Origin of the sequence: Metabacillus halosaccharovorans (assembly GCF_002019635.1) — a bacterium.
In the GTDB taxonomy this organism is placed as follows: Bacteria; Bacillota; Bacilli; order Bacillales; family Bacillaceae; genus Metabacillus; species Metabacillus halosaccharovorans.
The window spans coordinates 1,992,326-2,006,348 of the sequence record NZ_KV917372.1 but is presented as its reverse complement, the minus strand read 5'-3'; the positions used below and the strand labels follow the sequence as shown (position 1 = coordinate 2,006,348).

11 protein-coding genes are annotated in these 14,023 nt (G+C 34.2%); all 11 read left to right on the top strand.

The annotated features are described in order from the left end of the window. The first annotated feature begins 68 nt into the window (after positions 1-68). Complete coding sequence (locus tag BK577_RS26695) at positions 69-191, top strand: hypothetical protein (RefSeq protein WP_281252638.1); 123 nt, start codon at positions 69-71, stop codon at positions 189-191. A gap of 415 nt (positions 192-606) precedes the next feature. Continuing rightward, a complete protein-coding gene (locus tag BK577_RS23575) occupies positions 607-2,322 on the top strand; it encodes a HAMP domain-containing methyl-accepting chemotaxis protein (protein WP_026560657.1) in 1,716 nt (571 codons plus the stop codon). Positions 2,323-2,371: 49 nt separating this feature from the next. Next, positions 2,372-3,904: a glycoside hydrolase family 43 protein gene (locus BK577_RS23570; protein ID WP_026560658.1), complete on the top strand. Its 1,533-nt coding sequence runs from the start codon at positions 2,372-2,374 to the stop codon at positions 3,902-3,904. A gap of 248 nt (positions 3,905-4,152) precedes the next feature. Next, positions 4,153-5,343: a sensor histidine kinase gene (locus tag BK577_RS23565; protein ID WP_026560659.1), complete on the top strand. Its 1,191-nt coding sequence runs from the start codon at positions 4,153-4,155 to the stop codon at positions 5,341-5,343. Positions 5,344-5,677: 334 nt separating this feature from the next. Next, positions 5,678-6,694: an NAD(P)/FAD-dependent oxidoreductase gene (locus BK577_RS23560; RefSeq protein WP_139367425.1), complete on the top strand. Its 1,017-nt coding sequence runs from the start codon at positions 5,678-5,680 to the stop codon at positions 6,692-6,694. Positions 6,695-6,719: 25 nt separating this feature from the next. Then, positions 6,720-6,959, top strand: a complete 240-nt coding sequence (locus tag BK577_RS23555) for a ferredoxin (RefSeq protein ID WP_026560661.1) — start codon at positions 6,720-6,722, stop codon at positions 6,957-6,959. A 57-nt stretch (positions 6,960-7,016) separates the two neighbouring features. Continuing rightward, a complete protein-coding gene (locus BK577_RS23550) occupies positions 7,017-8,249 on the top strand; it encodes a cytochrome P450 (RefSeq protein ID WP_026560662.1) in 1,233 nt (410 codons plus the stop codon). Between the two features lie 340 nt (positions 8,250-8,589). Further along, positions 8,590-9,435 (top strand): sugar phosphate isomerase/epimerase family protein, encoded by an 846-nt coding sequence (locus BK577_RS23545; protein WP_026560663.1) that lies wholly within the window; start codon positions 8,590-8,592, stop codon positions 9,433-9,435. Positions 9,436-9,524: 89 nt separating this feature from the next. Then, positions 9,525-10,178: a response regulator gene (locus tag BK577_RS23540; RefSeq protein ID WP_026560664.1), complete on the top strand. Its 654-nt coding sequence runs from the start codon at positions 9,525-9,527 to the stop codon at positions 10,176-10,178. 928 nt (positions 10,179-11,106) lie between these two features. Beyond that, the gene (locus BK577_RS23535; RefSeq protein WP_026560665.1) at positions 11,107-12,456 is read left to right on the top strand and encodes a gluconate:H+ symporter; all 1,350 of its coding nucleotides are present in this window, start codon (positions 11,107-11,109) and stop codon (positions 12,454-12,456) included. 545 nt (positions 12,457-13,001) lie between these two features. After that, the gene (locus BK577_RS23530) at positions 13,002-14,009 is read left to right on the top strand and encodes a TRAP transporter substrate-binding protein (protein ID WP_078435145.1); all 1,008 of its coding nucleotides are present in this window, start codon (positions 13,002-13,004) and stop codon (positions 14,007-14,009) included. Positions 14,010-14,023: the final 14 nt, after the last annotated feature.

Here is a 14,023-nt window from a genome sequence, read left to right as displayed (position 1 = left end):
TTACTTGAACTTTGTCAAAATTAATTAAAAATAAGATAATTAGAGTAAGGAAGAAAGGAGGTATTCATATGGAGAAACTGACAAAACTCTTGAATAAATATGGAAAATACCTATTCGCATATCAAATGGCTGTAAAACCTTGTAGTAAAAGTGAATTAGAATTTATGATTAAAATGTTTAGAAACAATTGAAAAGTATTTTCTAAGTTTTTCTTCGTTTAATCCTCAAAGGCCAATTGGCCAGCTCATCTTTTTCCACAAATTTAATTATTCCTATTCAATGTATTTTATTTCAATATATAAATAGTTGTGTAAGCCTCACTTCACTAAACTGAGGCTTTTTCTCATATACATTGGATTGAAACACAAGTAATGCTTTTTTTTGAGAATACCTTAAATAAACTAACTAAAATACCTAAAAGGATACATAGTTACCATAAAAAACAAATTATATTCCTTATAATTTTATGTAAGGGATTTCAATTAAAGTTTGTAAATAGGGGATGAGAAAATCATAACATGAAATGTAACTATTGTTGAATATCGATGTAAATAATGTAAGAAAAAAAGAAAGGTAATCTCTCCCCACTTGAAAGGAATAATTGTAATGATGAAATGGTTATTTAATCTGAAAGTTTCTCGCAAGTTATCACTTTTGCTATTTATTTCTATATTATTTTTATTTATAAATGGAGTAGTTGGGAACATGAATGCTGCAAAGATGAAGGAGCGTGCAGAAATTATATATGAACAACAGATGCTCCCTTCATATATACTTACTCAACTTTCTAACTTGGATCATAGCATGTATCAACTAACGTATGAGGGGCTAACGTCTAAAGATCCTAGTAAAACTGAAGAATCATTGCTGAAAATGGATGATGAAAAAACAAAATTAATAAATGAATACAAAAAAAATACATCATTAATGGATACAAAAGAAAGTAGTCATATGCAGATGTATATCGATAATGTATCAAACATGAATAAATTGACGAAACAAATTTTTGAATATCACAGAGAGGGAAAAATAACAGAGGCATATGGTTTGTATTTAGATGAATTTCGTACGTTACAAAACAAAAATTCCGAGTCGATTAGTAAGTTGCTTGAAATACACAAATCAGCTGCAACAAAACTGAATTCCCAAAATGATGGGGAGGGACAGAAACTAATTATAACTCTTAGTATAGTTAACTGGGTTGGAATTATCTTGTTGATAATAGTTAGTCGAAAGATATCGAGTATGATAACAAAGCCAATCACACAACTAAAAACCTTGCTTGGAGATGCTAAGCAAGGGGACTTTACAGGAGAAATTACTTACTACTCCAAGGATGAGATTGGCGAACTAATGATATCCTACGATGAAATGAGAAATGGCATTTCATCTATCATTCATAACGTTGATCATGCATCGTTACAAGTATCAGCCTCCTCAGAGGAGTTATTTGCAGCTGCTTATCAAAGTAAGGAGGCTAGCGCCCAATCAGCAGTCATTACAGAACAGTTACTAGATGGTTCGAAAAAACAGTCGAAGGTAATTAATTATAGCACAAATGTTCTTAATGAGATGCTTAGTTTGATAAGTGAATGTTCGTCTCATACGAATAAAGTATCTCAGCGCGCTACGGTAACAGATGAGTTAGCTGTAAAAGGTATGACTATTCTCGAAAACGTAAAAAAAGGGATGGCTGAGATTCAACAGGATGTTAGTCAATTAAGTTCCTTAATTGAAGGACTTAATGATCATTCGGAGAAAATTGAAAACATAAGTGGAATGATTACTACTATAGCTGATCAAACAAACCTTCTTGCATTAAATGCTGCTATTGAAGCGGCAAGAGCAGGAGAGTCAGGAAAAGGGTTTGCTGTTGTTGCCGAAGAAGTGCGAAAACTTGCGGAACAATCAGGTAAATTTGCACAACAAATTGACTCAATAGTCCAAGTACTTCAACATGACATTGGAAAATCTTTGTCTTCAATGAGAATAACAAATAAAGGTGTGAAAGAAGGTAGTATTGCTTCAGAGGAAGCAGAAAAAGCATTCAATCATATACAAACCTCAATCAAGGAAGTGACAAAACTAGTAATAGAATCAGGAGAATTTATTAGCTCTCTTAAACAAAACACGAACGAGGTACATCACTCCTTCGATAAAATCGCAGAAGTAGCAAATACAGGATTAAAAGGTGCTGAACAAGTAGCAGCCACAACACAGGAGCAACTTGCCTCATCAGAAGAAATTACAGAAGCATCACGCACACTGGCAAATATGTCTGAAGAGTTAAGAGAATTAGTTATTAAATTCAAAGTTAAATAAAGTTTTACAAATCTTCGAGAATTATCTTCATTTGAAAGGATTGATTAAAATGATGTATTCAAACCCTATAATTAGTGGATTTCATCCAGATCCTAGTATCTGTAAGGCAGGAGACGATTTTTATTTAGTTACTAGCTCATTTGACTACTTTCCAGGTATTCCTTTATTTCATAGCACTGATTTAGTAAATTGGAGTCAAATAGGACATGTGTTAACACGTGAGAGTCAGTTACCATTAACTCGACAACATTCTTTTACCACATCCCAGGGTATTTATGCTCCTACGATTCGTTATCATAATGGACGATTTTATGTGATTACTACGAATATTACAATTAGAAAGAGTTTCTTTGTATGGGCGGATGATCCGAAAGGCCCGTGGTCAGAACCAATATTTATTGAAGGATTGTTAGGGTATGATCCATCTTTATTCTTTGATGATGATGGAAAAGTCTATTTGACTGCAGCAAGCTTTCCTGGATTTGGACCTGAAGGGATCATTCAAACTGAAATTGATATAGAAACAGGAGAAATGAAAAGTGAAACTCAGTTGATTTGGGAAGGGACAGGTGGAAGTTCCCCAGAAGGCCCCCATCTTTATAAGATCAATGGAATGTATTATCTATTGATTGCTGAGGGAGGAACAGAATATGGGCATATGGTAACAATAGCACGGAGCAAAAGTCCATATGGTCCTTTTGAAAGTAACCCTAATAATCCGATTCTTTCAAATCGGAGCAGTACGAAACCAATACAAGCAACAGGACATGCTGATCTGATACAAACAGAGGAGGGCTCTTGGTGGGCAGTATTTTTAGGTTTCCGCCCTGTGAAAAGTACCAAGACTCATCATTTAGGCCGTGAAACCAATCTAGCACCAGTTGAATGGTCTGAAGAAGGGTGGCCAACGATTGGGAATAACGGGCGTGCTGAAGTGGAGAATGAGGTACCAGCACTTCCGATAGGTAATCCAGAGCAGTGGTTAGAGAAAGAAGATTTCTTAGGTCAAACCCTTGCACCTGTTTGGAACTTTAACCGCAACCCTAGTGAAAATTCATGGTCATTAACTGAAAAACCAGGCTATTTATCTCTAATGGGCCAATCTTGTACTTTAAATGATACAGGATCACCAGCTTTTGTTGGACGTAGACAGCAGCATTTTAACTGTGAAGTTTCTACATTTATGGAATTCACTCCGAAAGAAGATGGAGAAGAAGCTGGCTTAACGGTATATATGAATGAAAAATACCATTATGATATTGCGAAAACATATAAACAAGGAAAAACTTATCTCATATTCCGCCGTATAGTAGGAAGTATGCAGATAGTAGAAGCTGAAGTTGAATATAATGATGCCAGTGTTATATTAGGGGTTGAGGCTACTGATACAAGTTTTACTTTTACGTACTCGTCTACAACCGGCGATGCTGTTGTCATTGGAACTGGTGAAACATCTTTACTGTCTACACAAATTGCTGGTGGATTTACGGGACTTTACTTCGCCATGTATGCAACGGGAAATGGTAAGGCTTCGACTACACCTGCATGCTTCGATTTTTTTGAATATAAGCCTGGATTATGATCTTAAGAGAATTTTTAGGATGTATGAATAAAGGTTTTAGAAGAGAAATAACACAAAGGGGTAATTTTGGCGTTTTTTAATTACCACACTACTCAAAAGGTATAAGAAAAAAGCGTTCACACATGAATGCTTTTTTCTTATACCTTTTAATCTAACGTAATCAATAAGGATAAGACGAGAAGCAGTACATGGAAGAGTAGTAGAACCATAAGTTGAACTAGTTATTTTAAATGAGAGGATGAAAAGAAATGGTTAAAGAAAATAAAAATATAGAAGATTACGATATATTTGATAATCTCCCATTCTATAGATTTCAATTGGTATTTTGGGTAGTCATTGTGTTTATTGCGGCTAATCTACTGCAATTTTTGGAAGAGGCTATGTATGATAAAGCCATTGTATTTTTTATATTAATGCTAATTCATTTACTCTTGCATTGGTTCTCTAGGAAATTTAAAAATAAGTATGCTTGGCCTTATCTAATAATACAATGCTCTATTATTTTTATTTCTGCCTTTATTATGCCGAGTGGTTCTCCGGCAGTGTTAATTGGTTTATTACCAATAATCATTGCACAAAGTATCTATATATTTGACAATTCACTTAAAGTAATCATTGTTGTTATACTATTATATCTACCCTATTCTTATGCGGTTAGTGTTAATTATGGCATTCAAGAATTACCGTTTTTTATACCAATCCTATTTTTTATTATGGCTATTGCAATTTTTTATTCTATTCTTTATGTGAGACAAGCCAATGCGTGGAGACGAATGCAATACTATTTATCCGAATTACAACTAGCCAATCAAAAAATAGAAGAACTTACAATTGTTAATGAAAGAAAACGGATCGCCAGGGATTTACATGATACATTAGCACAGGGGCTTGCAGGATTAATTATGAAATTAGAAGCAATAGATATTCATCTACAAAATAATAATTATGAACGTGCGAGGAAAATTGTTCAGGATTCTATGCTTCAGTCAAGAATTACTCTTAAGGATGCTAGGGAAGCTATCGACGACTTAAGGTCTGTATCTATGACAGAGGCGGATTTTGTAAATGAAGTCGAAAGAGAAATATTAAAATTTACAACTGCAACATCAATGAATGTTAATAAATCTTTTGTGTCGTTGTCCAGCCTACCAACACATATAAAAAAACATAGTTTGTATGTTATCAGTGAGTGTCTTATGAATATAGCCAAACATGCAAAAGCCACTCAAGTCAATATTTCGATTTGGATTAAAGGAGGGGGCCTCTTTATTGAAATTCAGGATGATGGTGTTGGCTTTCATCCTGATACAATAGGTAAGAAAGTCGGACATTATGGATTAATAGGACTGAATGAACGGATTCGTATATTAAAAGGAGATATTAAAATCACAAGTGCAAAAGGAGAAGGAACCGTGGTTTTAGTCAATATTCCTCTTTAAAAAAATAAAAGAAATAAAACAATGTTTGCCCGAAGGTACATGGATTTCATGCCCATTAGTACGATATTTTTTATTTGATTATCTATTACAATAGTAATAAAGAAGCTAACTGCATAATAATAGATAAAGAAATTAGATCTAGATTTTGAGTTGGTATAGGTCAAATAGTAGCCGAAAGATAGTGGGAAAGAAATATTGACTGAAATAGGTAGTTTTTAGAGAACTAATTATATATAAATAGAACATGCCCAATCGTACAGTTGGTACTTACCCAATTGTACGATTTTTTATTTTGTATTGTTTACTATAATTATTCATGAAAAGGGGGGAAAGGATGCAGAACAAGAAAGTATTTGATATTACCATTATCGGAGGCGGACCAGTTGGAATGTTTGCAGCTTTTTATGCAGGAATGAGGCAAGCATCGGTAAAAATAATTGAGAGCCTCCCCCAGCTTGGAGGACAGCTATCCGCGCTATATCCTGAAAAATACATTTATGATATAGCAGGATTTCCTAAAGTTCGTGCTCAAGAACTTATAGACAATTTACAGGAGCAAATGAATTTATTCGAGGAACATACAAAACTTTGCCTTGGACAATCGGTACAAAACATTGAAAAAAAGGATGAGGTTTTCAAGATTCAGACAGAATCTGAAACACATTTCTCTAAATCAGTTATTATTACAGCTGGAAATGGTGCGTTTCAGCCGAGAAAATTGCCTATTGAAGTACCTGAAAATATAGAAGACTTGAACATTCATTACTTTATCAATGATGTAAGTAAGTTTACTGGTAAAAAAGTGGTTATTTTTGGAGGGGGAGATTCAGCATTAGATTGGGCTTTAATGCTAGAGACAATCGCTGAAAAGGTTACACTTGTCCATCGACGTGATAAATTTCGAGCACATGAACATAGTGTAGCTCTTCTTGAAAAATCAAAAGTAGAAATTCTTACTCCTTATATACCCTTTAGATTAGAAGGTCAGGATGCTTTAGAAAAAGTCATTCTTAAAGAAGCTAAAGGAGATTGTGAAATAGAAGTCGAGGCAGACGAAGTGATCGTAAACTTTGGATTTGTTTCATCTCTGGGACCTATTAAAGGGTGGGATCTTAATATTAATGGAAACTCAATCGTGGTGAACTCAAAACTGGAAACAAATATTGAGGGGATATATGCTGCGGGTGATATTTGTACCTATGATGGGAAAATAAAGCTCATTGCAACCGGCTTTGGAGAAGCTGCAACAGCTGTAAGTAATGCAAAAGTTTATATTGAGCCATCAGCAAAAGTACAACCATTGCACAGTACAAGCTTAATGGAAAAGAAAGATAAATCACTGGTACAATAATCAATTTTTCAATTAGGAGGAAACAATGAGTGCAAAGTACACATGGGTGAATCAAGAAACATGCATTGCATGTGGTGCGTGTGGAGCTGCTGCTCCGGATATCTATGATTTTGAAGACAATGGGATCGCTTATGTTATTTTAGACAAAAACCAGGGTACATCTGAAATTCCGAAAGAATTATGGGATCAGATGGAGGAAGCGCTAGAGGATTGCCCTACTGAATCTATTCACATATCAGATCATGTTTTACAGAAAAACATCTAACGATATGTAATGCAAACTTGACCAATAATAATCAACGTACTATCGGAGGTGGCCATTATTAATAAAGAAATCATTGCAATGCAAGAAATTACTCAATTTAAATCTAGATCTGAAGAGTTTTTTCCAATAAGTTGGTACAAAAATATGTTGATGAATGCCCCAGTATATTATCATAAGGAAACAGATACTTGGAATGTTTTTAAATATAATGATGCGAAAGTGGTTTTGAGTAAACATGAATTTTTTTCTAGTGTAGGATCAAGAACCACGATAGCTGTAGGTGCGAATAATAAAGAGGGAGAGTTTCCAGAGAAAATAAATGTTACAGAAGTCGATCCTCCCCAGCATCAAAAAGTGCGCTCTCTTCTGTCAGCTGCATTTACACCTCGCAGCTTAAAAAATTGGGAGCCTCGAATACAAGAAATAGCAACTAAGCTGGTAGATGATATGGAAGCTTATGACAATGTAGATATCGTCCAGCATTTCTCAGGTCTCTTTCCTACAATGGTTATGGCTGACTTGATTGGAGTTCCTTCAACAGATAGTCTATTGTATAAAAAATGGGTGGATATTTTGTTCCAACCTTATACTAAAGGACGGGAAAAAGAAATTGATGAAAAAAAACAGGCTGCTGCTATAGAGTATTTTCAATATCTTTATCCACTTGTTGTACAAAAACGGTCAAATCCATCTGAGGACATTATCTCAGATTTAATAAAAGTAGAAATAGACGGTGAAAGGTTTACTGATGATGAAATCGTGCGAACAACAATGCTTTTGCTAGGGGCAGGAATTGAAACAACTGGTCATGCAATATCGAGTATATTTTATTCTTTCTTGTATGATGATAGTAACTTATATGATCAACTAAGAAATGATTTGGAATTAGTACCAAATGCTGTTGAAGAAATGCTGCGTTATAGATTTCATATTTCTAAAAGAGAGCGATTTGTAAAACAGGACAACAATCTTTTGGGCGTTGAATTAAAAAAAGGCGAAACAATTATTGTTTGGATGAGTGCTGCAAATTTTGATGAAGATATGTTTGATAATCCATTTGAAATGAATATCCATCGACCTAACAATAAAAAACATTTAACTTTCGGTAATGGAGCACATTTTTGTCTTGGTGCACCGCTTGCCAGGTTGGAATTGAATATTGCTTTGAAGACATTCTTACAAAAGTACTCCCATATAGAACCAGTTGAGGCATTTGATCTGGAAAATAGTTTAACTGATTCTGCTACAGGTCAAACTTTGACTCAATTACCAATAAGAATATATAGATAGAGTAAAAGTACTTCTTGAACTATAGTATCACCTCCGATATTAAATTAACTATTCGGAGGTTTTTTGTATTACTCAATTGTTTGGTACAAGAGAGAATATTATGAGCAGGGTATAAATAGTGGATTCCAATCAATTTTACTTATACATTGGTCACTTTATAATAAAAAACAATTTAAATTACCATACATTGATAGAAACAAAATTTAAAATGTATATAGAAATCTATTTATCTAGGGGGAAATTCTAAAGAAAGTACTTCATAGTGATGGTAATGAACATAAGTCTTACCTAGGTCGATATAGATTAATTTTATGACTATATAGGTTAGAGGAGGTATAAATTGACTGTTAAAGCAATTCAGCAGTTCCAACTCCGTACCGTACTTAGAAATGAGAAAATGGCAAGAGAAACCCTTAAAGCTTTAAAGGATTCTGGATATAATGGAATTGAACTTTGTGGATTTATGATTAGGAAGGTACCTTATATTGTCCGCATCCTCACATTTTTTGCTGGTATGCCTATAGGACGAAGTGGAAAATTAAACTGGAAGCAATTAATTACAGAATCCGGACTAAAAGTAGTCAGCATTCATGAGGATCTAGGCAGTATTTTAAACAATCCTCAGAAGATCATTGAGGAAGCAAAGGCATATAGAACAAACTGTATCGTAGTAACGGGAATGCACAGGTTTGACTATTCAAACAAACAGGCTGTACTGGAACTTGCAGATAAATTGAATCGTGCTGGTGAAATTCTGAAAGAAGGCGGGATTTATTTACTGTATCACAACCATAATTGCGAATTTCGTAAAGTTGAGTCGGGGAAAACAGCATTCCAGTTATTGATGGAAAAGACAGAAGCGAGTTATGTCAACTTTGAATTTGATTCTTACTGGGCTATTGAGGCAGGCTGTAACGCTTTTGAGCTAATGAATAAACTTGGAAAAAGAATGAAACTGTATCATATCAATGATCGAGGAACAAGAGTAACAGGCCGTACCGGATCGATATTGAAGTCTGACAGTATGGAACTTGGTCATGGGAACATAAATCTATTAGAACTTGTAGAAATTGCAAAAAAAATTGGTGTAGAAGCTATCATCTTGGAAACTCATAAGAATTGGGTTGATAAATCACCAGTAAAGTCGTTTCAATTAAGTGCCGAATTTCTCAACAAACACATTTAGTTTTTTGATTTAAAGCATTTGATAAATCAAAAATTAACAATATCATATGAAAATTTAACAAGATACACTAGCTTAGGAAGGCAGTTTATATGAAAAAAAATATCTTAATTGTAGATGATCATTTAGTCGTAAGGGAAGGCCTAAAATTGATAATAGAGACAAATGAATCTTATCAAGTGATCGGTGAAGCCGAAAATGGTCAAGAAGCGATTGATCTCCTCCCACTACATAAAATAGATCTCATATTACTTGACTTAAATATGCCAATAATGAATGGTTTAGATACAATCCAGTACCTGAATCAAAAGCAAATTGATATCCCGGTTATTATCCTTACAACATACAATGAGGATGATTTAATGGTAACTGGCATTAGATTAGGTGCGAAAGGATATCTACTAAAAGATACGAATAGAGATGATTTATTCCGAACAATTGAAGCAGCTTTAAGAGGCGATACCCTTATAAAGCCGGAAATTATGATAAAGATTTTAAGTTTGAAAGAGAGAAGCGAGCTTGAGGATATTGAAAATAAACAAGAAAAGTCTATTTTAACGGAAAAAGAATTATTTATCATACGTGCTGTATCGAAAGGCTACCGAAATAAAGAAATTGCATTTGATATGGGGTTATCTGAGAGAACTGTTAAGGCGCATTTAACAAATATCTACAATAAATTGAATGTAGAATCGAGATCTGAGGCCGTTTCTGTTGCTATTAAGAGGGGGGATATTACCCTATAATTTTCATGAAATTCTAGTTGAATTCTTTTAGTTTGGTTGATTTATCAATACTTATATAATATTTATTCCCCACTCAATTCAAAATGAGTAGGGGTAAGGGGGGATCCCTATCGAATTAAAGCTTTAATTCCTAAACAGGTAGGGATTGGAGCTTTTTTGTTTTTCCATCTATCTAAAGACCATTAATTAATTCGGAAAAGGGTTATTTCAAGTGAAATTTTTCTGTAAAAAAACCAATATTCCATTAAGGAGTACTGGTCTTCAAAAATTATTTATGTTGTGATGCAAAAAGCGTTTGTATATTATTTATCTCAATTTCTTTCCCTTTATATGAACTAGACTGGAATGATTTAGAGCTAGAGAGATTATAGTTTCCAGAAATAGTGTATGATTTTGCGTAGTATTCCATGCCTTCAATTAACTTTTGTAGAAACTTTTCCATTATTCTTACCTTCTTTCGTATGAACGAAATTTTATGTAATCATTATCGTTTTTCGACTTGATAAAGGCAAAGTCGATGATAACGGTAGCATTTCTAATGAAAACGAGAACATCCGAGATGAAAACAATTACATGTGTGGATTTCTTAAAATCTCTTTTGTTTAATCATATTTTGTATTTTATAGCTATTAAAATAGTTGACAGTAACTAAAAATAAAATTATTATTTAATGTGTGGTTCACTTAGTAGACAAGTGAACAAGGAGAGCGATCTACCACCTCTTTTTACATGCGGCCGATGAGTCCTTAAAAATCGACATGTCTATGTAACAGCTGGCACATAGTTTATTTTATTACATAAGTTTACCGAAAGGTTTGTAAGGGCTAACAAAGGAAATATAGGAAATTATCAGTTCAAGAAATTCTTTTACGAAAAGTACATTAACAGGATATACTAGATAACTAACATATTAGAACGGAGGGCAATTATGCCATTATTATTTACATCTATTGGAGTTGTCATATTACTCATATTAATTATGGGATTTAAACTGAATACCTTTGTGTCACTAATAATCGTATCTTTTATTGTATCTTTATTATTGGGAATTCCTGCGGGGGATATTGTTCATACAATTGAAAGCGGTTTAGGTGGGACTCTTGGTCATATCGGTTTAATCTTTGGACTTGGTGCTATGCTCGGCAGACTGATTGCAGATGCGGGTGGAGCACATCGTATTGCCATGACGTTAATTAATCGGTTTGGGGAAAAGAAAATTCAGTGGGCAGTGGTGTTTGCTTCGTTTATTGTTGGAATCACTTTGTTTTATGAAGTAGCCTTTGTTTTATTAATTCCGATTATCTTTACAATTGCCAAAGAGTTAAACATTTCGATCATTAAGTTAGGTCTGCCAATGAGTTCTACATTATTAGCAACACACTCCTTTCTTCCACCCCATCCAGGTGCGACGGCTGTTGCTGCAGAGTATGGGGCAGATATGGGGACAGTATTACTCGTCGGTATAGTCATTGCGATACCAACTGTTGCAATTGCAGGAGTGTGGTACACAAGATTAGTAGAGAAATGGATGCCGGCTACATTTTCAAGAGAAAGCAATGTAGATTCAATAGGTGAACAAAAAGAGTTTAAAGAGGACGAGACCCCCGGATTCGGAATCAGTGTTTTTACAGCCATCTTTCCCGTTATTTTAATGACTTTTGGAACAATAGTGGATTTTGTTCAGAGATTAGTAGGTTTTTCAGATAATGGCGTTATCTTATTTATCCGTTTCATTGGAAACTCTTCTACAGCCATTTTGCTATCTTTATTGTTAGCTATTTACACAATGGGAATTGCTAGGAAGATTCCAATGAGAACATTGATGGGATCATGTGGAAAATCTATTAATGCCTTAGGAATGCTCCTGCTTATTATTGGTGGAGGGGGAGCTTTTAAGCAGGTTCTTATAGATGGTGGAGTAGGGGATTATATCGCTCAACTATTTGAAGGAAAGGCAATCTCACCAGTTTTACTTGCATGGACAGTAGCTGCAATCTTACGTATTGCACTCGGATCCGGCACGGTTGCTACACTATCAACTGCAGGTTTAGTCATCCCTATATTAAGCCAAACCCCAGACGTAAATTTAGTATTGGTTTCCCTTGCAACAGGGGTCGGAAGTTGTATGGGCTCACATGTAAATGACGCAGCGTTCTGGATTGTAAAAGAGTATATGGGAATGACGATGAAGGAAACCTTTGCAACGTATAGTGTTCTTTCTTCTATTACAGCTGTAGTTGGATTAGGGTTTATTTTAATTCTTGATGTATTTATTTAGATATATAAAATAGCGTCTTCTCACAAAGTAGTTACTAGATAATAAAAAGGTGTTCAAAGAGCCTGGCTTTTTGGAGCATCTTTTTTATTTTGGATATATGAAATCTTTGATTATAAAAAATAATAGTCCAACTTACATAGTAACAAGGAAGTATGAAAAAACGTTTGACAATTAGTAATATGAAACGTACAATTTAACTACAAGGTTACTTAGTAGACAAGTGAACAAGGTGAAAAAGATAGTAGTAATCTTCATTTCATTTTAAAGAGGTTTATTTACCTTACTTAATATTACTGATTGTGCAGGGTTCTTTTAATGAAGAAGTAATATCTATTTTTATCGAATATGTAAAGGGTTACATATATTACCTTATTCATATGTGTAATAAACACATGGTCCATGATAAGTAATTTTTATCTTAATAATCTAAACTTAACTTCTTTAGAAAATTAAAACTTTAAGCGCTTACAAATAATGGGTGTAAATAAGAGTAGGTTTTTCACTATTTAACCCGAAAATAATATGTATCAAAGGGTGGGGATAAAATGAAAACGCTTCAAAAAATAATGATCATGTTAACAATAGGATTAGCTTTTAGTATATTAGTAGTTTTCTTTACTACTAGTAATGTAGCAGGTTCAAATAACGAAACTGTTATTAGATTTGGACACGGCGCAGCAGAATCAAATGAAAGACATTTAGCTGTTATGAAATTTAAAGAACTTGTAGAAGAAAAATCACAAGGAAAAATGAAAGTGCAAGTGTATCCTAATGAACAACTCGGCTCTGAGGCGGAAATGATCGAAAGTGTTACGTTTAATGACCTTCAAATGGTAGCTGCGAGTGCATTTAGTCAATATGATCAAAGAATAAGTGTGTTTGAATTACCTTATCTATTTGATTCCTACGAACAAGCGTGGAGTATTCTGGATAGTGATATTGGACAGCAAGTGGCAAAACCACTATTAGAAGATGGTTTAAGAGTAGTAGCTTATTTCGAGAACGGTTTCCGTCACGTTACTTCAAATAAACCAATTGAAGAACCGGAAGATTTAGGTGGATTGAAAATTAGAACACCGGAATTTCCATTATCAATAAGTACCTTTAAGGCATTTGGTTCTAATCCAACACCGATGGCATTTGGTGAATTATATATGGCTTTACAACAAGGAACTGTCGACGCTCAAGAAAATCCAATTGCGAATACGTATGCTAGTAAATTTAATGAAATTCAAGATTATCTAAATTTAACTGGACATCAATATATGCCATTACCTGTTGCCATAAGTGAAGAATTTTGGCAAACGCTTACTCCAGAGGAGCAGGAAATTATTAAAAGCAGCGCAAGTGAAGCTGCAACGTTTCACAGAGATATATTAAGAGATAATGAAGAAAAGATGATTAGCGAACTACAAGACGCTGGCATGACAGTTATTCAACCAGATAGGGATAAATTTAGAGAAAAAGCTGAAGCCGTTTATGATGCCTATAAAAATAGATTTGGAGAGGAATTTGTTAATAGCCTTTTGAAAGAAGTTGAACAAAACCAATAAGTTTCAAACTACAC